This is a genomic window from Colwellia sp. KU-HH00111 (genome assembly GCF_040362745.1).
Classification (GTDB): Bacteria; Pseudomonadota; Gammaproteobacteria; order Enterobacterales; family Alteromonadaceae; genus Colwellia.
Genome location: NZ_BAABWO010000014.1, coordinates 22148 through 43410, shown reverse-complemented (window position 1 = coordinate 43410; position 21263 = coordinate 22148). Strand labels below are relative to the sequence as shown.

Sequence of the window (21263 nt, the reverse complement as noted above, 5' to 3'; positions counted from 1 at the left end):
GAAAAGACATTCTATGTGGTTTGTGTTGTGTATTCTTTTTGTAATTGCATTAATCGGTTTTTTTTATTTAGCCAACCAACGAAATATGCTGCATTGGTTGCCTGAATATTTAAAACAGATTGTGACTCAACATAGAATGGAGGGAGAAGGTGCTAATGAAATTCAGCACATTATGTTTTGTTTCGTGGATCATTATGAACCGCAGTGGGAAAACCCTGATAATATCGAGTTAGAACGCCAAAGGGTTGATCGTTGGTTTGAACAATACCCTAGAATGGCCAGTAAATATCGTGATAGTGATGGCTACTCTCCAAAGCACTCATTTTTTTATCCAGAAGAAGAATACCGAGAAGAACACTTAGCTAAATTGTCTGATATATGCTATCGAGGTTTTGGCGAGATAGAGATTCACTTACACCATGAAAATGATACAAGTGAAAACCTAACAAATACTTTAACTGGTTTTGCCAAATTATTGAATGAAAAGCACAATGCACTTCCTGTGGATCCTAAAACCGGGCAAATAAAGTACGCTTTTATTCATGGGAATTGGTGTTTAGATAACTCTCACCCTAATGGAGAGTGGTGTGGTGTAAATGATGAGTTAATTGTACTTAACAAAACCGGTTGTTATGTAGACTTAACTTTTCCATCTGCCCCTAGCCCTACACAGCCATTAACAATCAATTCTATCTATTACGTGAAAGATGATCCTGAAAGACCTAAGTCACATGATAAAGGCCAACATATTAAAGTTGGCGGTAAGGCATGGGGAGACCTCTTACTAATCAATGGCCCACTTATGTTAAATTGGAAAAAGCGTAAGTTTGGCTTAATGCCTCGTGTTGAAAATGCCGATATTAGAACAAGCAATCCTCCAAGTAAAGAAAGAGTGGATCTTTGGGTTAAAGCTAATGTTCATGTTAAAGGTCAGCCAAATTGGCGCTTTATTAAGATACATACTCACGGTACACAAGATAAAGACATGGACATATTATTAGGTAAACCTGTAGAGGAAATGCATGAATACCTAACCACAAAGTATAATGATAATAAAAAGTATAAACTTCATTACGTTTCATCAAGAGAAATGTATAACATTGTAAAAGCTGCAGAATCAGGTAAAACAGGAGATCCAAACCAGTATCGAGATTTTAAATTACCTAAACCAGCATTTAAGGTGCTTGACCGATAATGTTTGATAAACAAAAATTGAAGTCAATGCTGATAAGGTTTTCTGGTTATGAAGCATATAAGTGGCTGACAAGAAAAAATGGCTTGTATTGTTTCAATTATCACAGAATAGGTGATAGCTCCCTTAGTCCTTTCGATCCCAATATATATAGCTGTACAGCAGAGAACTTTGAAAAACAGCTGCAATTTATAAAAAAGCAATTTACAGTCGTCACGCTTGATGAAGCCATTTCACTTACCCAAAACGATATGCCATTGAATAAGCGCTATGCACTAATAACTTTTGATGATGGCTATATTGACAACTATGAAATTGCTTACCCCATTCTGCAAGAGCAACAAGTTAGTGCAGTGTTTTTTATACCCACTGACTATATAGGTACAGATATTATTCCTTGGTGGGATGAAATAGCTTGGATGTTGAAAAACACTAAGAAAGAAAGCTTTATTTTTGGCGGAACTAATGAATTTCGGTTATCAAATGAGCCAATTGCCAGGGTAATTCAACGTTGCTTAGCTAGTGTTAAGTTTGATCCTAGAACAATGGATGAAAAATTACATGAGTTAAAAACAGAACTCGCTTGTGAATATTTAGCTAATTATAAAGATCAATCATTATTTATGACCTGGGAACAATTGCGTGAACTGAAAGCGGGTGGCATGTTTATAGGTTCTCACACTTGTAGCCACAGAATTCTTACCCATATCGATGAAAAAGAAAGACTTTTTGAGCTGCAAAGCTCGAAAAGTTGTTTAGAAAACAATTTAAACTGTCGCGTTGATGCTATTGCATACCCTGTAGGGGAAAACAACACTTTTAACCATGCAGTGTGTGAAATGTCAAAAAATATAGGGTATAAAATTGGTTTCTCTTTTACCAACAGTATAAATGACACGCCAATCAAAAATCCATTTGAAATTAGTCGTTTAGGTATAGATAACCACCCAGGCATGATGAGTTTAAGGCAAAAAATTGTAATGCAGTAATGACTTTATTTACGCCTGATAGTTTTTACTAAATCTCTCCTAATAGCTAAATATATCAGTTTTATTTGTATTTTTGGTAGTAGATTTGGGGAATAGTTTTTAATAAACAATAACCCCTTTACTCCACTAAAGCTTTTAATTTGTATAACTAGCAAGTTTTGTATTAATTCTTGCAAAGCAAGTTGATTAAAACAATTCATATGTTCATTATTTTTGAGCATAGTATCGTAAAAGTTTAATAAGTATTGCATTCCTTTTTTAGGCGCTTCGTGCCCAATGTAAGATAAAAAATCTTCTTTTAGAAGGTCAATATTGAGCTTTCTCAAGTTTTTACAGCATAACCTATAGTGAGCTTCCATCACTGTTTCTGAGTGCATATTAGTAACCTGAGCTTCATGAACTCTATATTTTAACAATACATCCGCAACATTAGAAAAATCACAATGTTTAGCTAAATCTGTCCACATAGCATAATCTTCACAGTGCTTATATTGCTCGTTATATTTGATATTATTATTTATTAAAATAGCCCTTTTCACCATTATACTTGGATGAGCAAACGGTGGAGAAATTAAAAGTTGTACTTTCAATTTACTGTCACTTTCAGGCTTAATACTTATATCATTGTTGAAACCAAAGTTTTGTGTAGAAGTACCACAAATTCCAATTGTGGGTTGCTTTTGAAATAATTGAACTTGTTTCAAAAACCGATCTGGAAAAGAAATATCATCAGCATCCATTCTGGCAATTAACTCACCATCTGCAATATCGATTGCTTTATTTAAAGTATAAATTAACCCATGATTTGTTTGATCAAATATTTTTACTTTCTCGTTGTTACTATATAGTTGGGATATTGTTTCTAATGATCTGTCTGTTGAGCCGTCGTTTATGATGATGAGTTCAAAATTATCATAAGTTTGATTTAGAATTGAATCTACCGCTTGTTGAATATGATCTTCTGCATTGTACATTGGGAGAATTACAGAAATCTTTGGATTATTATTCATATTTAAGGTTACTTACTCTTTTTGAATACATTATATTGTGATTTTATTTACTAAAAAGCAGTATATAGTAATTCATAAATGAATTAAAATTGAAATAGATACGCATTTTTATAATTAAAAATATCTGATGCTTCACTGGTAATATAAGGTTTTGATAGAATGGACGTAAAAGAAAAAATTGAAAAAGCGAAGGAAATTCATAGCTTACTTTTTAAATCCCCAAAGCTCAATTTATCATTGAAAATAGATGACACAATAAATAATGCCCCTTTCTTTAAAACAATTACAATTAACTTTTATAAAGAGATGACCAAAAGGCATAAAAAGCTTCCTCTTTTTGGTCAAATGACTAGAGGTGTAGCAATTTGTCCATTAAATGGCGATTATGAAAGTTATATTAAAGGCATTGAAAGTTCGGGGCATCGTAATGTAAAAAAAGCAAATCGCATCGGCTACACTTTTCAGCGAATTAACTTTAACGATCATCTTGATGAAATATGGGATATACGTAAGTCAACTACAGTGAGACAAGGTAAATTATCAGATGATTTTATAAATAATAAGCCTGATAAAATAACTGATCCAGAAAGTAACTCATTAGTACATGGCTTTCCTTATTTTGGCGTTTTTGATGAGAATCATGTTCTAGTAGCGTACGCAGGATGTTTTCTTGCGGGAGATGTAATCGAACTATCTCATTTTTATGGGCATGCTGAGCATCAAAAAAACGGAGTTGTCCCCTTGCTGATCACCTCAATAGCAAAAGTTGCGATTGAAGAGCACCCAACAGTTAAGTTTTTTATGTATGGCGGCCTAATTGGAGCCTCAACATCTTTAAAACGGTTTAAGAAAAAATTTAATTTTTTACCTCATCACGTAAAGTGGAGTTTAAAATAATGCTGCAGTTTGTTTATAAAATGAATTTAAACGACAAGCCAAATTCTAACTTCAGCCCACAAGCTGACGACATTAAGCCCGATGTTTTTTATAATATATTTGATGCAATAAAGTACTTACCTTCTTTAATTAAAAGGTTTGGTGTGAGCTCAGAATTATTGAAACTTTTATTGAAACTTGTATTAAAAAGAGATGCTTTTTATTGTTTGATTATAAATAAAAAAATAGTAAGCGATGGGTTGATCACTTTTGGCCGATGTAATTATTACGACGTAGGAAAACAAGATTGCATTATTGGAACAGTTTATTCCGAACCAAGCTATAGAGGAAAGGGGTTAGCAACAACGGCTATTCAATCATGTATTTCTAATTTAATTGTAAACCGTCCGTTGTTAGAGGCAGTGTATATAGACACTAGTGAAAATAATATTGGAATGCAAAAAGTGATAGACAGGTTGGGTTTTGGTCAGCCGTTTCATACATACGAGCGACATCAAAGTTAATATAAGTTTCAATAACAATAAGTAGGATTTTTCGTGAATATTTGCTTGATTACTACAGGTTTTCCACCAGAAAATGGGGGTGGCATAGGCACTTATATTTATAACCTTGCTAAGGGATTCGTTGCTATTGGGCATACAGTTCATGTTATTAGCCCAACTAGCCAGTCAAATTATAGTGTAGAACAGGTTGAAAAATTAATAGTTCATCGTCTTCCTAAAAAGTACTTACCGAAAATTGAAGCATATTTGCCAGGGATGAGGTGGAGCTTTCAGGTTTATCAATTAATCAAAAAACTACATAAACAAAGCCCCATAGATATCATTGAATTTCCAAATTGGGAAGCACCAGGTGTTATTTCTCAATTGTTGTTAAAAATACCAACAGTAGTACGAATGCACACACCGTTTTTTGAGACACTTAGTTTAGATAGCGATAATATAAGCTTTAGCGACAAAATGGTTTGTAATGCTGAAGAGTGGTCGTGCAAAAAAGCTAATCAGTTAATATCATCAACCCGTTGCCATGCCAATACAATTATTGACCAATACAAAATAGATATTGATGATATTAGCATTATACCATTAGGTATCATTGATAAGTATCAAGTGCTAAAAAGTAGAGATCTTGATAACACCTCATTTAAAATATTATATGTAAGTCGCCTTGAAAACCGAAAAGGTACTTTAGCTTTCTTGAATTCAATTCCCTTGATTCATGAGCAATATCAAAACATTCAGATTGATATTATTGGCTCTGACAGACCTCATGCGCCAGGTGATATTAAATTTCAGCAGTACTTTAATGAAAACCTTGGTAACTTTTCAGAAGTTGTAACTTTTCATGGCTTTGTTGATGATCAAATGCTTGACCGATTTTATACAGAGGCCGATCTTTTTGTTGTCCCTTCAGTGTATGAATCCTTTGGCTTAATTTATGTAGAGGCTATGATGTATGGTTTGCCATCAATTGCAACAATAGGCGGTGGAATTCCTGAAGTTATTACTGAAGGAGTTGATGGGTTTCTGACTGATATTAATGATAGCGAACAAATCAGCAAACGAGTTATTGAGTTAATTAATGATGAGTATTTATTAACTCAAATGGGAGCTATGGCAAGGAAGTCCTTTGAAGAAAAATATGAGTTTTTAATTATGTCAGCAAAAACAGAGGAACTTTATAAAAAAGTTGTCTCTCAATATGCCACTTATAGGAACAGTTAAAGTATGCCTAAACTAAGTATTATAGTTCCTGTCTTTAATACCGAGAGCTATTTAGGGGAGTGTCTAGATAGTTTACTTAATCAAACATTACTTGATATAGAGATTATAGTAGTTAATGACTGCTCGCCTGGCAATTGCAGTGAAATAGTTAACGAAAAAAAGCAAACAGACAACCGTTTACGTCTAATTGAAAATAAAATAAATTTAGGTACTTTTCATACCCGTAAAGCGGGAGTGCTATGTGCAGAAGGAGAGTTTATAACTTTTGTTGATAGTGATGACAGTCTAAAGTCAGAAGCTTGCTCAATGATATACAATGCGCTGATGTCTTCTGGCGCTGATATTGCCCATATTGCATGCTCAAGGTTTGAAGGAGTTAACTTCAAGCATATCCCATTCTCTGATGAAGCAGATGAACACGCTTTTAGGCCTCAAGCTGGCTTAGTTACAGCTGACAAGTGGCGTGAACAACTAATAGAGTATGATATTGATAATTGTGTTTGGAGTTACGCTGTTAGAAAAGAACTTTATTTTAAAGCTTATAGCAAGCTTGAATTTTGCCCTAGGCTTCTAATGTTAGAAGATTTTTTACTAATGTTTACTGTTTCAGGGGAGAATGTAAATAATTGTATTTACTTAGAAGAACGACTTTATAATTATCGGATAGATGCATCAGGTATAACTCAATCTATTGGTAATACAGATAAACTTATTGCCATGATATCTGATATCAGCTATTCATTGATTACTTCAGAGAAGATACTATCGAAATCTCAGTATTACACCCAAGAAATGTTACTTAGATTTAAGAATCGAATGATTCATGATTTTGAATGGTACGCAAAACAATTCTTCAAATTACCCGATGAGCAAAAGGCACTAGCAATAGAGCGATTGGATAAAAAAAATACGGCAACCATATGGTTGAATTTAATTGCTCGTTTAGGTGAAAAATATTCTAATAATAAATATTTAATTTTTGATTATTTACCAACCAAAGAAAAATTAAAAGTGATTATCAAATTCTTTTTAGGCAGGTAAAAGCTTATATTATTTTTCTAAAAAAAGGTAAGTATCGCTTTGGTATTAACTGTTTAATGTAAAACTTTAGGTTATCAGAAAACAACAAAAAGAATGCTACTAGCAAATAAAGAAAGCATGATATAGCGGCTAAAAACACTATGTGTATATAAGTATCTTTTATATTACTTTGGTAAAACCAGAAAAAAGTACTGTAAAATAAAAGAGTCACGATAAAGTACTTACCTAATAACTTATAATATTCATTTAAGTTTATTTCTAACAATTCACAAGAATATTTAGGCAATAAATAAGTTTTTACTAGAATTGTAGGAATAGCAGTACCAATTGCAACGCCAATGATACCGTATTCTCTTACTAAAACTATACTTAATACTAAATTAGCTATTCCTTCTAGAATATTAACTTTAGCGAAGTAATGATGTTTCGCTTTTGCATAAAGCACAGTAATACAAACTCTATTACATCCTGCTAATATAGCGGCAAAACCAAGAATTAACAAAGGGATATATGCATCAACAAATTGTTCTCCCATCCATATTTTTATGAAAGACTCACCTATTATCATTACAGTTGGCACTATAAGTAGAGTTAAAAAAATACTGATTTCACTTACGAGTAAAAATTTTTCTTTCATTGTGTCATTGTTATTTTGAGCTACATATTTTGTAAATACAGGTAAAAAACCTCCTAAAAGAGTGTTAAGAAATTGACCAATATAATTTACTAACTGTATTGCTATCGAATAATGGGTTACAGCCGCTAAACCAATAAACTTTGCAATGACTAAGTCATCTATTCTAAATCTTAAAATATCACCCAATGAGGCAATAAATGTAGATTTACTGTAATTCAAAAGTTTTTTAAATAATGAAGGGTCGATGTTTTTGACTGATATTCTTAATGGTGTATAAACCTTTTTTGCAGATATTGCAATTAAAATATACCCCAAAGTTTCAGTTAAAAGTGTAATAACGGCTAAAGCTACAATGGAATACCCCATTGTTAAATATAAGAAAATTAGTGTTGTTCTTAGGGCTAACTTAAATATTTCAATATAAGAGTCAATGTCGTATCTTAAATGAGCAGAAATGATTCCATTAAAAACCATAAATAAGAACATTATTGCCGTCTTTATTCCTAAAATGGAAATTACGACTTGGAATGTACGAAGCTCTTCACCAACCGGAAAAAACATTGGCGAAAGCCATAAAACAAAACAAGTAATTAGGATGGAAAATATACTTAATGCTGAAAATAATAAAAAAGAGGAGCTGACAATGGTGTTAATTTCACCATCTTTATCGTTGTGTAAAGCTTTTGCAATAAAACGCTGACAAGCCGAAGACAAGCCAAAATCTAATACCCCATAATACCCTATCAGTGATCCAACAATAACCCATAAACCGTACCATCGCTCACCCAAGTGCTTTACAACAAAAGGCATCATTAAAAAAGCTATGATTATGCTTAAAGTTAAGGATATTGCACGTAGTCCACCCCCAGAAATGAGGCGATGTAAAGTGGAGTTTTTATTCATAGAAAGTAACTAGAATCTTGTAGATGTCATTGAATTTGATTGATTCACTTTAGCAGTGATGTTAATTTGATCGGCAATAGCTTATGTTACCAAGGAAAGAAGAGTAGATGAAGAAAATAAAAACAATTATTACATTTGGAACCTTTGATGTGTTTCATGTCGGGCATGTGAATATACTTCAAAGAGCAGCATCTTTAGGAGATACTTTAATAGTTGGAGTTTCAACGGATCAGTTAAACTATAATAAAAAAGGTCGAAATCCTATTTATAACCAACTCGACCGTATGAAAATAATAAATAGTTTACGCTATGTCAATCTGTGCTTTTTGGAAGAGTCATTAGAAAAAAAAGAAGAGTATATTAGGAAATATGACGCAGATGTTTTGGTCATGGGAGACGATTGGAAAGGAAAATTTGATCATCTTAGTAACTTATGTGAAGTTGTGTATTTAGAAAGAACACCTTCTGTGTCTACCACCGAAATAATTGAAGTTATAAGTAGTGCAACATGATAGGAAAAAAACTATGTTTGCATCACGCATTATCTTTTATTTCTAGGCTCTTCCATAACAAAAAAAACATCATCTTAAATGCACCATTTAAACACCACTCTGTTCACTTAGAACCCATTATCCCTCACTTAATAGAATCAAAAGAGTATAATGTTATTTTGATTGGTACTTTTAATGAGTATAAAGGAATTAAATCATATGATTCTTTGACAGATTTACCTATACATAAGCATTATGATATATATATTTCCACTGAATTTGTTTTCCCTCCTTGGTGGTTAATAACTAAAAAAGTATTTTTTGGGCATGGAATTGGGCCAAAATTAGGTTATCAAGGTGAATCTGCTCTAGATTTTTTTGACTACAGCTTTGCCCCTTGCCAACCAATCTTTGACCTTCACAGCCAAAGAGATGTAAATGTTAAAAAAATTGGATTACCTCTTTTAGATATTGTCCCAAACGTTGATAGCAAAGAAGTTTATCAAGAGTATAATTTATCTACGGATAAACCTTACGTGCTATATGCTCCTAGCTGGAATGCAGATCAAAGTTTAATTTCTGATATAAAAAGCATTATTAAAAAATTAGAAACGTTTAAAAATCATCATGTTATTATTAGCCCTCACCCTAATCTATTGAAACAAAACATGTGTGATGGGAATGACTATTTTGGCTCTATTAGTCTTCCTCTAAATAAGTCGAGTAACAAATTTTCTACTTTTGAGCTGTGTGTTGGAGCTGAAGTCGTTATTAGTGACATTAGTTCAATTCTTTTTGAAGCTATGGCTATAAATAAAAGGGTCTATTTTGATGGGAATGAGAGAGTTTACCAAGCTTCAGGAGCTATAGAGATTTTGAATGCTATGAAAAAGGTTATACCAACTCTAAATTGGGGGGCTGACATGGAGTTAGAGTTTACTTCTTTATCTATTAACAATGCTTTTATCAATGAATATTTGTTTAATATAGGAAATTCTTCAAAGGCGTTTTTACAAGCTATTCGAACAATATAAAAATTAGAAATAAGAGATAAAGTGACTATTGAGTTGTAACCTAACTGAAAGCTTTAAAGTTACTTAAATCATGCCGAAGTACAGGCTAGCAATGAACTCAAAAAGAGACAATTTCATCGTTAGAACTGGTGGAATTAATAAAGAGCTTTGCATCATACTCGTAATTATAAGGTAAACTTTAAAATTACATATATAAAAATTATTATTACAATAGCGATAGCTATAATCTTTTTTAGTATATCAGTGAATATAAAGTAATCTTGATTTTCATTTAATTTCTTCAACCGTAAATATGACGCAATAGTTATGCCTGCCATCATGTAATAAACAATGAAAAAATTACGCGTTAGAAAAAAAGCAGTCATTGCAAAGCCGCATAGTGAATAAAAACAAGTGCTGCAAAGGGCCATTTCAGCTTTTAGCTCTTCACTTGCTTCTTCAAGGTTAATCTTTTTTGCATAAGTGATAATAGAAAAAGCCATAAATAGAGTGAAAAAGAGCGTTGTAATCCACAACATGTAGCCCAGTAATCCAAGTTCTGCTGCTAGTTGTATATAAGTATTGTGTGCTACTCTCCCGTGATGTTCTAAAAAGTTGTTACTGCCAACACCAAATAGAGGGTTGGCTTTTAGCATTTCAAGGCCATCCCACCATGCCCACAACCGTCCCATCGCAGAAGCCTCCTGAGAGCTAACAGCCCTAAAAGCTGACACTACAAACAATGCAGGAGGTGCTAATGTTAAGCCCGCAATAAATGCTTTAGGGCCGCCATATCTTATTAGTAAATATAACCCTAAGACCCCAGCTAAAGCTAACATACTACCACGAGAGTTGGTCATGAATATTCCGTACAATAGACAAATGCAACTGAGTAGGCCTAGTAATTTCCCCAACCCGCTTGATTTTCTAAAAAAGTAGAGTGAAAAAGGGATATTCATCATAAAAAACATACCTAAGTCATTCGGATCACTTAGTATGCCAATATATGTTATACGTCCATCTTCAACATAATGAGAATTAGCGGCCCAACCAAAACTCGTTCCAGAGTTTTGTTGAACATGTCCATTATGTACAAAAATAATGGCAGCAAGTAATGACAACCACATATAGGTTTTTTGCCTGCCTGCAGAAGTGTAAACAACAGAAAAAATGAATAGTGGAATAAGGGCACTATTAATATATTTAGTTCCTTCGGTAACCCCTTCACCAAACCAGCCATTTAGTAGACCTGATAAAGCAGCAACGGGAAACATACCTAAAAGAAGGTAGTGCTGAGGTACTAGTTGAATCGGCCTGTGGGCAAGTATAATAACAATAACAGAAAGCGCACTCAGTATAGCAATTATTGGTAACCCATGAAGAGGCTGAAAAAGCTCATGGGGTCTAACGAGCGTAAAAAAAGTAAATACTAGTGTTAAGAAAAAGGCAAACGCAGGATTTTTATCTTCTTCTATTGGGATGCGTCGTTGAAAATTACTCATAGTCTGTATTTTTTACCTAAGTAATTTTAGTAGGTGTTTTAAGCCAAGTTTGGCACGATAGACAGCGAGCCAAAACCAATTTAATTTATTGGATGATAACATTGTTATATTGATAAGTTCATCACCTTGCTGAGAAAATTGACTTTTATAATCATTTTGTTTTGATTTTAGTAAGTTATATTGTTTAATATTATGCTCTTTGCAATATCCAATAAGCAATAGGTGGTTCAATAATCCAGGTGATAAATTTGGCTTGTAGTGTTCATCTATTCCACTCTGGTAAAAATATAAAATGTTATGCCATTTTATTGAGTAGTTCACTGAGATTACTTGATTTTCAATTTGTATAGCAGACAGTACAATCTTTCCTTTTTTAAAGTTCTTTTTTATAAAGTTTTTATGAAAGTCATAAAAATAATTATTTGAGAATACGCCAGGTTTGTTTTTTTGTTGCCAACGTTTTTGGTGTAAATCTACCAGTTGATCATATAATTTAAGTGCTTGTGATTCTTTATTAGCGATAATGAATTGATCTTGCTTGGTGTTACTTATTTTTTCAAATTTATTAAGTATTCGTTTTTTCTTTTTTAAGAAAGACGTTGAGTATTGATATGCACTAGTTGTATTTAAGTAAAATTGATAACCAGTTATATGTTCTTCGTATGCTATTGCTTGCAGTTTTAACTGCTGACAAACAGCATACATAACAGATTGTTTATTTAAATCTTTAAAATTAAATTTAGTAATGTCTGTTAGCTTATTTAGCTGTGAACAGAGTAATTCAATAATTTCTTGTTTTTGTATATGCTCGGTTGAGTAAGCAATATCTATAAACTCTGAAGTAACTTCGCAATGCTCAGGCTCGTTAGTAGCAATAAAAGAGAGTGTTTTTGTAGTAATACCCCATGTGTTGTTAGAGCAAATATAAAAAGGGGCTATAGTAATATATTCATCATTATATAATACACAAATTATTTTTAATTCAACAATGTAATCTTGGTAAGTTTCTAACCATTGACTTAACCACTCCCAAGACATAAAACACTGTAAGCTTTCTTTGTTATTATAATTAGTAGGATAAAATTTAGTTTCTGTTAAGGTGCGCCATGCATTTTCAAGTAGCATAGCTTGTTTAACGTTGGTTATTGTTTTAACTGTATATAATGAGGGCATAAATAATTAGATCAAAGGAGCAGAAATAGATAAGAATTGAATTCAGCAATTCTTTTTTCTTTTAGTAGTTTAACCACGGGTAGGCTTAACTTATTTTTATTAGAAATAACATACTTATAAAATATTTTTGATGAGTTTTTATCATTTTTGTAATCTTGTTGCCATTCATTTAATGGCAAGTAATGTTCATCATTTAATGCAACAAGGTTCCGCCCATACCCATATAAATTATTATTAGCAGTAAAAGGCATAACATTTGTTTGGTTGTTGGCGCTTAAATCTACCGGTAATACATCATAAATTCCCCTAAATGAATCTTGAGAAATTATAATGTTATTCGTAAAATAATTTTCACCTCCAGAATTTTTTATATTGACTGCCCACTTAGAGTCTTTAGCCATAATAATTAAATTATCTGATACGTTTATATTACTCGAACCAACAGCACCGTCGCCTTTAAAGATTGAAATGCTAGCGGCCTTATTGTTGATAAGTATATTGTTATTAACATTTCCATCAACAACACCGTCTAAGTTAATTGCACTACCGCCAACTAAACCATTTCCACTTAAATAGTTATTAGATATCTCTACATTCGATATTATTCCATCCCCTTTTACTTTCGCTGCGCCCCCCATGTTAATATCACCATTTATGTGGACTCCGCAACCGTTAAAATTTTGTATGAAATTAGAAGTGATTTGAACATTGTCACCACTGTTGGAGTGATAAATACCATGTTGTTCTGCGGGGCCCACAATTGTGTTGTTTGTGGCTATAAAATGGTTAGAGTGATTGGTGAATACTCCCCATACACCATTGTCAGTTAATTTATTGTTTTTTATTGTGATGTTGTGACTATTGTTAACTCTAACACCTGCCCTTGGTGAATGATTAATATTGAAGCCAGTGAGTATTAAATGAGATGATTGCTTGATCTCTATTAGGTCTTTATTTTTTTTAGGGTTTAATGATATTTCTGCTTTACCTATAGAAAAAGAACCATTAAATGTAATTGGCTGCTTACTTGTTCCGTGAATGTTATTGATTATAAAGGAAGGGTAAACACCTTTTTCAAAAAATACAGAATCACCTGGTTTTAGTTGTTTTAACAATAAATTGTTCAAAACGCATGCATTGCTTTTATTGCAAAGACAGCTACCCATTGTACAAGATTCAATGGGTTGTGACGGAGGTAATACCCAATACTCTTTTGCGTAAACTTGCTCGGTATAGCTGATAAAGAGAATAAAAAAAAACCTGTTTTTATTACGTTGTATAAATTCATTTTTCAACTTCCATTAGAAGAATTTAATAACCTTAAAATTATTTAAAGCTTGATTTAACGTTATTTTTTCAAGCTCACAATTTGTTTTACAATCGATTCTCAGCCAATGTAATTTTGTTTCCTTTGTGCCAATTAGCCCTGCTTTAAGTCTTGCCATTTTAAAATTACTTTTATTGGCATATAGTTGATCATTTAGTTGTAAAGAAGTTGCAACCAAGCTTTTTTGTGATCTTTGTTCTAATTCTATAATATTCCAATGATTATGTTGATACCGATTGTTTATTTTCCAACTATCTGGCGTTGATTGATTATTGTAAAATGTTGGCTTTGCATCTAAATCATAACCAGAGAAATTATAAGTTTCCATAGGAATGTTAGTATTTTCAATGGTTAAAATATTGTTGTTAACACTGGTGTAGTATTGAACAAAAGGTGTTAATTCTTGTTGCTTCTGATACTTTTTTAATGATTTTGACATTAAATGCTGATCAGAGATTAAATTATTTGAAATAGTTGTAGAGCTAATAAATAAACCAATTAATATCAATAATGTTGATGGGATATTGATTTTAGAGTCAACTTTATGCTTTGGTTTTAAAGCTGGTTTGGAATGATCTTCAGCTAAATAATTACCAAAAATAAATAATAAAATCATAAAAGGGGCGAATATATACCAACCAAAATTATTGTGATCGACCATTAAGCTACTTGTCATATCAGTATAGTTTCCAATCACTATTAATAATGTGATTCGTATCCAATTAGTAATTAAGGCACCTATAATTGCAACCGTAATAAATAAGGTAATATTGCGAACATTCTTCATATTCAGAAATACAAATAAAGAACTGATCGCAAGTGAAACAATAAAGTATCGAAGGCCACTGCAGCCACCGGCTATTTCAAAAACACCGGCAGGGATAGAGACAAAATTACCTTCAACATAAGTTGGAATACCCGTATAGCCCATCATAATGTTAACAGCATACACAGAGATACTTTGTAATATTTTGCCTAATGGTCCCCACATTGGGATAATTAAAATAAGAAAAGCGGCTGGAAATATTACGCGCCAATGATATTGGTACAACATCATGATGGCAGCAATAAGAATACCTAAACTTGCAAGCCAATAACCGATACTGAGCTGGGCTGATGCTGATATAAATAGGCCATAACAACAAGCGACAAACAATAGAAAGCCGAACCTTGAAAAGCTGGCTTTATACACTAGCAGCTTATCATTTTGTAATTGATAATATAAATACAAAGTAATAAACGGAATTAAATAAGCGTGAGAGTACGTGCCGTCATCAAAACTATGTCGCCATAGAGTTGCTATCACCGGTAAGTTTAGCAATGTAAAAAGTATTAAGAGTGTAACTATCCCAATAAGTGGGAGGTTTGATTTTATTTTTTTAATTGCAGTCATTTTTCGCTTAGTATAATTTAGTTGCCATGAATGGTTTTATATTCTTCGTGCTTGATACCAAAAAATCCGGCAATGGTTCCGGCAAAAGAGCAAAATCTGAATAAGCTATTAACTAAAGTTGTTTTGTTAAGCGTTACTATTCCTAATAAGAAATAACCTATTGCTCTAACAAGCCTAACGCTCGCCATGGTTAAACAAAAGAAGATGGCTGAAAATAGTGAATCTTCAAATAAATGGCTGCGTGTAAAACCAATACCTGAGCGAAATCCTCGGCGTAAAAACCATTTAACGGTTGCGCGCGATTTTGGAAACTCTTCAATAACAGGAGCGTTTGTATAGAATGCTTTAAAGCCAGCTTTAGTGCACTTTAAAGCAAAGTGATAATCACTGGCACCAGTCATTGCAAAACGTTTGTCAAAAGCGGGGTTGATTTGTTCAAGCACGTGACGGCATATTAATAAATTATTAGTGTAAAATTTGTTTACAGTCTCGCCTTCTTGTAAAGGATTTTTACCGTAAATTAACTCAACCGCCCATTCAGGTGTACCCGGTTCACCAACAGAAAGAATGTGACTGGTGACTACATCGGCGTTATATTCTTTTTGTTTGTTTAACAGGTTTTGCGCCCAACTTTCTTCAGCAGGCCATTCGTCGTCGTCAATAAAGAAAAGATATTGCGCATCAGTTTGAAGGAATTCAGTGACACATTTATTTCGTGCTGCAACTATTCCGGGAGTTTTTTCACAGGCGTAAGTTATTTTAAAAGGACTTAAAGATGAGACTTCATTAACAACATCTACTGTTGTTTGTTCGCTTGCATTATCAACAACGAGAATGTTTAACACTGTACTATCATCAATATTTTGCTTTGTTAATGATTCAAGTAATCGTTTAAGCCATATGGGCCTACGACATGTTATTATTGCGATCGTTGCGGAGGTATTATGTACTTCCATTTTTTAGTATCCTATTGCGACTACAGTACTACGCGAAGTAGCTTATAATGTTTTCAGTTTTATGTCATCTATCAATACACTTCCTTCGTAGTAATTAATATGGGGGTCACCAATCATAAAGTAATCGGGATAAGCGCTATTTATAGGCCAAGATGTAAAATCCTTTCCTAAGAAAGTTTGCACTTGGTTATTTACACAGGTGGTATCAAGTTCTTCTGGTGTTTGGTTATAATGGAATACACAATTTTTATGAAGCTCTATTTTATTTTTGTATGTCGTTTGACCTGCATTTTTGAATCTGCCTGTAATTGAAAATTTATAAAATATGCTAGTTCGTGTAAACGTAATGGTATACCACTCGTTAGGTAAATAATTATCTATAGGGGTATCTGAAACTTTTTGCCAACTGCGATCAACATAGCTAATAAACTTTTTCCCAAAAGCTGTATGTGTTTCACTTGCACCATCAAGTGCAATAACGTTTACCGTATTATGCTTGTCTTGTCTATTCCAGCTGTCTATTACAAATTTACGATGGTGGTGGCTCCATATGTTGTTGTGGGGCTTTGGTAACTGATCCATTAGGGCTAACCAATAAAAACCATTATGTCCAACGCTTGAACCATCTCGCCAAGGCTCTGCCATTTCATTGCCTACATCATATCCATTTAATTCACTATCATCCCCATAATTAATAAAACCGACCTTGAAACTGAGTTGATATTTTTGAGGTAAAGGCTTTTTAGGGCGAAGTATTACGCCGTCTGTATGAACAGGGGTGCTTAATTTTAGCACTTTATTATTGGAGTTTACTGGGTCGGTAATGATATCTAAATAATCTAAAAGTATTGGCTTTTTCGTTCTTGTGTATATTTCAGCAACTAACCAACTATTTTCTCCTAATGGAATGGTATTTCTTAAGGCTTCTGGAGGATATATATTTAGTTGCTGATAATATTCGCCTAATTCAGTATAAGGTCCTGTGTTTTCATTTGGATCTGAAACCCACCCAGGAATATTTGAAAAAGGGAAGGTTTCAAAACTCTCATTGAGTACAAGGGGGGTAGAAACATTGTTTTCAATTTTTTCTGAACAACTGAAAAGGAAAGCAGAAAAAAGTAATAACGTGCATGTTGGCAGCTGTTTCAAGAGAAACCCTTATATTTTTAATTTCAAAAAAGACTATTATAAATTATCATAACAAAGAGACCATAAATTTTACAACTTACCTTTTTATTATAAATTTAACTAGTTATAGTTAAGTTTTTAATAGTCATAGTCAAATGCAGATGAAAAATTGAACAAGCCCTTTTGGTTAAATATTATTGCAAAAACTTCCTTCTACTGCTTTTATTTTAGTGGTTTTCTTGTGGTTCTTTGTCATGTTATCCCTTGGTCTACACTTTGGGCTTTAGTTGAAATGCCTTTGTTATTCGCACCAAGATATTGGACTTTTTTACTATTACTACCTGTTGTAATAATAGACAGCTCATTAATTATTAAGCAATGGAAAGGGGTATTGATAACCCTTTTTATTGCTTTTTTCTATTTAAATTTTCAATTGCCTATTAGTAACCTATGGGTTAATTCAGCAGGACAATCATTATCATTAATGTCTGTTAACTTAGGAGGTGGCGTTGAAAACCCAGGCTTGATAAAGGAGCAGATTGTTAACGAGCAATTAGTGCTTATTGCTTTTCAAGAAACTCCTGGAAGCGAAGTAGCAAAAGTGGTTCCTCAAGGTTGGGATACTCACTGTATTGGACAAATGTGTTTAGCAAGTGCTTATAAACTGAAATTCTTGAAAAGTCAGAGTCGCCGTATTTTGGGTGGTTGGGGGCAGCTTGGTTTACTGTATGAATTACACATAAGGAAACGAAAAATATATGTTATGAATCTTCATTTAGAAACACCGCGTAAAGGGTTTGAAGACTTTCAACTATCAAAGTTAAATTTTGAAGCTATTTTTAAAAATACAGAGCAACGTTATATTGAATCTAGTATTATTTCTAGTTGGGTAGAAAAAAAAGCTCCCTTAATCATATTAGGTGATTTTAATATGCCAGTTGAAAGCTCTATTTATCGTGAAAATTTTGGTCATTATAAAAATGCTTTTAATGAGGCCGGCTTTGGTTTTGGTTTTACGAAACATATTCGAATGTTAAGTGTAAGAATCGATCATATTTTAACAGATGAAAATTTTAGTGTTCTAAAAGCTAAAATTGGGAATGATGTTGGTAGTGATCATAGCCCAATATTAGCCACTGTTGTGCTAAATGAAGTGCTTTAGTTGGTTTTAACACTATCACCACGGCCTATAGCATAATAGGCAAAGCCTTTTTTCTTCATTAAGCTTGGCTCAAACAGGTTTCTGCCATCTATTAACACTTTATTCTTTAATTGTTGGGCAATTATATCAAAGTTAGGTGCTTTGAACTGACTCCATTCAGTGCAAATGACTAATGCATCAGCATTTTTTAAAGTACTTTCTTTTGTTCCAGCTAAAGTCAAATCACTTCGAGTGCCATAAATACGTTGGCATTCTTCCATTGCTTCAGGGTCATATGCTTGTACATTTGCTTTAGCTTGCCATAATGCTTCCATTAATTCTCTTGCGGGTGCTTCTCTCATATCATCGGTTTGGGGTTTGAATGATAGGCCCCAAATTGCAATTGTTTTCCCTGCTAGGTCACCATTAAAATGATTATTTAAGTGAGTGAATAGCTTTTGCTTTTGTTTATAATTAATAACTTCTACTGCCTCTAGCAATGCCGGCTTATAATTAACTTTGTTTGCTGTTTGTACTAATGCTTGAACATCTTTTGGGAAACATGAACCACCGTAACCACAGCCAGGATAAATAAATTGATAGCCGATACGTGAATCTGAGCCTATACCGTGGCGAACAGACTCAATATCTGCACCTAGTAACTCTGCTAAGTTTGCCATTTCGTTCATAAAACTAATTTTAGTCGCAAGCATGCAATTTGCTGCATATTTGGTTAATTCTGCAGAGCGTACATCCATGAATATTATTCGTTCATGGTTTCGGTTGAAAGGAGCATATAGCTCTCTCATTGCTTCTTTTACGTTCTCGCAGTCTGTTCCTATCACAATTCTATCGGGCTTTTTACAGTCACTTACTGCCGCACCTTCTTTTAAAAATTCAGGATTAGACACTACATTATAGGTAAGTTTAACGTTTCGTTGGGTTAGTACTGAGGCTATTTTAGCGGTTACCTTATCAGCAGTGCCAACAGGAACAGTGGATTTGTTGATAACAATTCTTGAACTAGTCATATAAGTAGCAATAGTTTCGGCTACTGCTAATACATATTTTAAATCAGCTGAACCATCTTCGTCAGGGGGGGTTCCTACGGCAATAAATTGAACCTCACCATGTTCAACTCCAGCTTTAGCATCAGTAGTAAAGTTTAGTAATCCGTTTTTGTAAGTTTCCTGAACCAACGATGTTAAACCTGGTTCATAAATTGGAATTAAACCTTTTTTAAGATTGTCTACTTTACTTTGATCAATATCGACACAAACTATATCGTGCCCTACTGAAGCTAATACTGCGGCTTGTACTAAACCAACATAACCAATACCAAATACTGTAACTTTCATTAACTTCCCTTAACGATATTTATATGTCTAAATTTTTTTGAATCTATTTTCAATATGTTATTACTGATTGTGTAGTTAAACAGAATAATATGCTTTAATCCAATCTTGATTACACCATTGACTAGGGCGCTGCACTATTGGGATAGATATTAGACAAAGTGCTTTTTAATATTTATTAAACAGGTAAACTGCCGTTATTAATTGATAAAAATTATATCAGAGGAACGTTTAAATGAAAATTGGGATTGTTGTTGGTACTCGCCCTGAAATTATCAAAATGGCACCTGTCATTAGAGAATGCAAAAATCGTGGCATTCCTTACTTTATTATTCATTCTAATCAGCATTACTCTGAAGAAATGGATAGTATTTTTTTTAAAGACTTAGAGTTACCTAACCCCCAGTATAACTTATGCGTTGGCTCAGGTTTACACGGCAACCAAACGGGTAATATGTTAATAAAAATGGAGCCCATTTTAATTGAAGAAAAGCCTGATGTAGTGCTAGTGCAAGGTGATACTAACACGGTCCTTGCTGGTGCGCTTGCTGCTTCTAAGTTAGGCATAAAGGTGGGACATATTGAAGCTGGCTTACGTAGTTACGACCGAACCATGCCAGAAGAAACTAACCGTATTATGACCGACCATATTAGTGATTATTTGTTTGCGGTAGGTCCTAATCAGAATGCCATATTACTGAAAGAAGGGATTGATCCTAATAAAATTCATACTGTGGGTAACACTGTTTCTGACTCTCTTTTTCAGCACTTGGGAATATCTGCAGCTAAAAGCACTATTTTAAATACGCTTGAACTAACTGCGGGCGATTACTTTTTGGTAACAGCACACCGTGCGTCGAACGTAGATATAGCATCAAATCTGATGGAGTTATTGCATTTGCTGGATGAAATGCATAGCAATTATACAGGCACTATCGTTTGGCCTATTCACCCTAGAACTCAATCCAAATTAAAAGAGTTTAATATTGAACTGCCTAGTTATTTAAAACTTATTCCTCCCGTGGGCTATTTAGACTTTATACAATTACAAAAATTTGCCAAGTTGATTTTAACTGACTCTGGTGGCATTCAAGAAGAAGCCTGTTTATTGGGCGTTCCAAGCCTTACACTGAGAGAAAACACCGAGCGCCCTGAAGCGGTAGAAGTGGGGGCAAGCGAACTTGTAGGCCGCAATGCTGCAAAAGCCGTTAAAGCCGCTAAAGAATGGCTGTCTGCTGGTAAAACAAGTTGGGAAAACCCATTTGGTGATGGTCATGTTGCAGAGCATATAGTCGATATTCTTACGGGAACTAATTCAAAGTAGTAAAGTTATTGTGTTGCAGTGCCAGCCATCATAAAAAACTAGTTGGGCTCAAGGTTAAACTTATAGT

General features: G+C 33.6%; 19 protein-coding genes. 10 read left to right on the top strand and 9 right to left on the bottom strand.

Annotation, left to right across the window (positions count from 1 at the left end):
- Positions 1-13: 13 nt before the first annotated feature.
- Together ABXG98_RS18575 and ABXG98_RS18570 are read left to right on the top strand one after the other, a co-directional pair.
- Positions 14-1195 carry a hypothetical protein gene (locus ABXG98_RS18575; RefSeq protein WP_353540205.1) on the top strand — a complete coding sequence of 394 codons (1182 nt, stop codon included), beginning with the start codon at positions 14-16 and terminating at the stop codon, positions 1193-1195.
- Positions 1195-2181, top strand: coding sequence for a polysaccharide deacetylase family protein (locus ABXG98_RS18570; protein WP_353540204.1), 987 nt, complete (start codon positions 1195-1197; stop codon positions 2179-2181). Before ABXG98_RS18575 ends, ABXG98_RS18570 begins: the two co-directional genes overlap by 1 nt.
- A gap of 5 nt (positions 2182-2186) precedes the next feature.
- Here ABXG98_RS18570 and ABXG98_RS18565 read toward each other — a convergent pair whose 3' ends face one another.
- Positions 2187-3191 (bottom strand): glycosyltransferase family 2 protein, encoded by a 1005-nt coding sequence (locus ABXG98_RS18565; protein ID WP_353540203.1) that lies wholly within the window; start codon positions 3189-3191, stop codon positions 2187-2189.
- A 159-nt stretch (positions 3192-3350) separates the two neighbouring features.
- Here ABXG98_RS18565 and ABXG98_RS18560 point away from each other — a divergent pair, with 159 nt between their 5' ends.
- From ABXG98_RS18560 to ABXG98_RS18545, 4 genes are read left to right on the top strand one after another with little or no spacing between them, the layout of a single operon-like run.
- On the top strand, positions 3351-4088 hold the full coding sequence (locus tag ABXG98_RS18560) for a hypothetical protein (RefSeq protein WP_353540202.1): 738 nt from the start codon (positions 3351-3353) through the stop codon (positions 4086-4088).
- Positions 4088-4591, top strand: a complete 504-nt coding sequence (locus ABXG98_RS18555; RefSeq protein WP_353540201.1) for a GNAT family N-acetyltransferase — start codon at positions 4088-4090, stop codon at positions 4589-4591. The genes ABXG98_RS18560 and ABXG98_RS18555 overlap by 1 nt, the downstream gene beginning before the upstream one ends.
- 33 nt (positions 4592-4624) lie before the next feature.
- The gene (locus tag ABXG98_RS18550) at positions 4625-5812 is read left to right on the top strand and encodes a glycosyltransferase family 4 protein (protein ID WP_353540200.1); all 1188 of its coding nucleotides are present in this window, start codon (positions 4625-4627) and stop codon (positions 5810-5812) included.
- A 3-nt stretch (positions 5813-5815) separates the two neighbouring features.
- On the top strand, positions 5816-6853 hold the full coding sequence (locus ABXG98_RS18545) for a glycosyltransferase family 2 protein (RefSeq protein WP_353540199.1): 1038 nt from the start codon (positions 5816-5818) through the stop codon (positions 6851-6853).
- 4 nt (positions 6854-6857) lie between these two features.
- Here the strand turns inward: ABXG98_RS18545 and ABXG98_RS18540 are convergent, their stop codons facing one another.
- Complete coding sequence (locus tag ABXG98_RS18540; protein WP_353540198.1) at positions 6858-8393, bottom strand: oligosaccharide flippase family protein; 1536 nt, start codon at positions 8391-8393, stop codon at positions 6858-6860.
- A 116-nt stretch (positions 8394-8509) separates the two neighbouring features.
- Between ABXG98_RS18540 and ABXG98_RS18535 the strand changes: the two genes are divergently transcribed.
- Together ABXG98_RS18535 and ABXG98_RS18530 are read left to right on the top strand one after the other, a co-directional pair.
- Positions 8510-8905 (top strand): FAD synthase family protein, encoded by a 396-nt coding sequence (locus tag ABXG98_RS18535; RefSeq protein WP_353540215.1) that lies wholly within the window; start codon positions 8510-8512, stop codon positions 8903-8905.
- Positions 8902-9918, top strand: coding sequence for a CDP-glycerol glycerophosphotransferase family protein (locus tag ABXG98_RS18530; RefSeq protein WP_353540197.1), 1017 nt, complete (start codon positions 8902-8904; stop codon positions 9916-9918). The genes ABXG98_RS18535 and ABXG98_RS18530 overlap by 4 nt, the downstream gene beginning before the upstream one ends.
- Before the next feature lie 164 nt (positions 9919-10082).
- On the opposite strand, the gene ABXG98_RS18525 is transcribed toward ABXG98_RS18530, so the two are convergent.
- The 6 genes from ABXG98_RS18525 to ABXG98_RS18500 form a co-directional block, all read right to left on the bottom strand.
- Positions 10083-11399 (bottom strand): O-antigen ligase family protein, encoded by a 1317-nt coding sequence (locus ABXG98_RS18525; protein WP_353540196.1) that lies wholly within the window; start codon positions 11397-11399, stop codon positions 10083-10085.
- A gap of 12 nt (positions 11400-11411) precedes the next feature.
- Positions 11412-12524, bottom strand: coding sequence for a GNAT family N-acetyltransferase (locus ABXG98_RS18520; RefSeq protein ID WP_353540195.1), 1113 nt, complete (start codon positions 12522-12524; stop codon positions 11412-11414).
- 59 nt (positions 12525-12583) lie between these two features.
- Positions 12584-13699 (bottom strand): right-handed parallel beta-helix repeat-containing protein, encoded by a 1116-nt coding sequence (locus tag ABXG98_RS18515; protein ID WP_353540194.1) that lies wholly within the window; start codon positions 13697-13699, stop codon positions 12584-12586.
- A gap of 174 nt (positions 13700-13873) precedes the next feature.
- Positions 13874-15292 carry an exosortase gene (gene xrt, locus ABXG98_RS18510; RefSeq protein WP_353540193.1) on the bottom strand — a complete coding sequence of 473 codons (1419 nt, stop codon included), beginning with the start codon at positions 15290-15292 and terminating at the stop codon, positions 13874-13876.
- 17 nt (positions 15293-15309) lie between these two features.
- Positions 15310-16248 carry a glycosyltransferase family 2 protein gene (locus tag ABXG98_RS18505; RefSeq protein ID WP_353540192.1) on the bottom strand — a complete coding sequence of 313 codons (939 nt, stop codon included), beginning with the start codon at positions 16246-16248 and terminating at the stop codon, positions 15310-15312.
- A gap of 42 nt (positions 16249-16290) precedes the next feature.
- Complete coding sequence (locus ABXG98_RS18500) at positions 16291-17397, bottom strand: hypothetical protein (RefSeq protein ID WP_353540191.1); 1107 nt, start codon at positions 17395-17397, stop codon at positions 16291-16293.
- A 463-nt stretch (positions 17398-17860) separates the two neighbouring features.
- Here ABXG98_RS18500 and ABXG98_RS18495 point away from each other — a divergent pair, with 463 nt between their 5' ends.
- Positions 17861-18538: an endonuclease/exonuclease/phosphatase family protein gene (locus ABXG98_RS18495; protein WP_353540190.1), complete on the top strand. Its 678-nt coding sequence runs from the start codon at positions 17861-17863 to the stop codon at positions 18536-18538.
- On the opposite strand, the gene ABXG98_RS18490 is transcribed toward ABXG98_RS18495, so the two are convergent.
- Positions 18535-19875 carry a UDP-glucose dehydrogenase family protein gene (locus ABXG98_RS18490; RefSeq protein WP_353540189.1) on the bottom strand — a complete coding sequence of 447 codons (1341 nt, stop codon included), beginning with the start codon at positions 19873-19875 and terminating at the stop codon, positions 18535-18537. The genes ABXG98_RS18495 and ABXG98_RS18490 overlap by 4 nt on opposite strands.
- A 232-nt stretch (positions 19876-20107) precedes the next feature.
- On the opposite strand from ABXG98_RS18490, the gene wecB reads away from it, so the two are divergent.
- The gene (gene wecB, locus ABXG98_RS18485; RefSeq protein WP_353540188.1) at positions 20108-21196 is read left to right on the top strand and encodes a non-hydrolyzing UDP-N-acetylglucosamine 2-epimerase; all 1089 of its coding nucleotides are present in this window, start codon (positions 20108-20110) and stop codon (positions 21194-21196) included.
- Positions 21197-21263: the final 67 nt, after the last annotated feature.

Coding starts and splice junctions, on each gene's coding strand:
- ABXG98_RS18575 (WP_353540205.1), top strand. CDS start 14: ATGTGGTTTGTGTTGTGTATTCTTTTTGTAATTGCATTAATCGGTTTT.
- ABXG98_RS18570 (WP_353540204.1), top strand. CDS start 1,195: ATGTTTGATAAACAAAAATTGAAGTCAATGCTGATAAGGTTTTCTGGT.
- ABXG98_RS18565 (WP_353540203.1), bottom strand. CDS start 3,191: ATGAATAATAATCCAAAGATTTCTGTAATTCTCCCAATGTACAATGCA.
- ABXG98_RS18560 (WP_353540202.1), top strand. CDS start 3,351: ATGGACGTAAAAGAAAAAATTGAAAAAGCGAAGGAAATTCATAGCTTA.
- ABXG98_RS18555 (WP_353540201.1), top strand. CDS start 4,088: ATGCTGCAGTTTGTTTATAAAATGAATTTAAACGACAAGCCAAATTCT.
- ABXG98_RS18545 (WP_353540199.1), top strand. CDS start 5,816: ATGCCTAAACTAAGTATTATAGTTCCTGTCTTTAATACCGAGAGCTAT.
- ABXG98_RS18540 (WP_353540198.1), bottom strand. CDS start 8,393: ATGAATAAAAACTCCACTTTACATCGCCTCATTTCTGGGGGTGGACTA.
- ABXG98_RS18530 (WP_353540197.1), top strand. CDS start 8,902: ATGATAGGAAAAAAACTATGTTTGCATCACGCATTATCTTTTATTTCT.
- ABXG98_RS18525 (WP_353540196.1), bottom strand. CDS start 11,399: ATGAGTAATTTTCAACGACGCATCCCAATAGAAGAAGATAAAAATCCT.
- ABXG98_RS18520 (WP_353540195.1), bottom strand. CDS start 12,524: ATGCTACTTGAAAATGCATGGCGCACCTTAACAGAAACTAAATTTTAT.
- xrt (WP_353540193.1), bottom strand. CDS start 15,292: ATGACTGCAATTAAAAAAATAAAATCAAACCTCCCACTTATTGGGATA.
- ABXG98_RS18505 (WP_353540192.1), bottom strand. CDS start 16,248: ATGGAAGTACATAATACCTCCGCAACGATCGCAATAATAACATGTCGT.
- ABXG98_RS18495 (WP_353540190.1), top strand. CDS start 17,861: ATGTCTGTTAACTTAGGAGGTGGCGTTGAAAACCCAGGCTTGATAAAG.
- ABXG98_RS18490 (WP_353540189.1), bottom strand. CDS start 19,875: ATGAAAGTTACAGTATTTGGTATTGGTTATGTTGGTTTAGTACAAGCC.
- wecB (WP_353540188.1), top strand. CDS start 20,108: ATGAAAATTGGGATTGTTGTTGGTACTCGCCCTGAAATTATCAAAATG.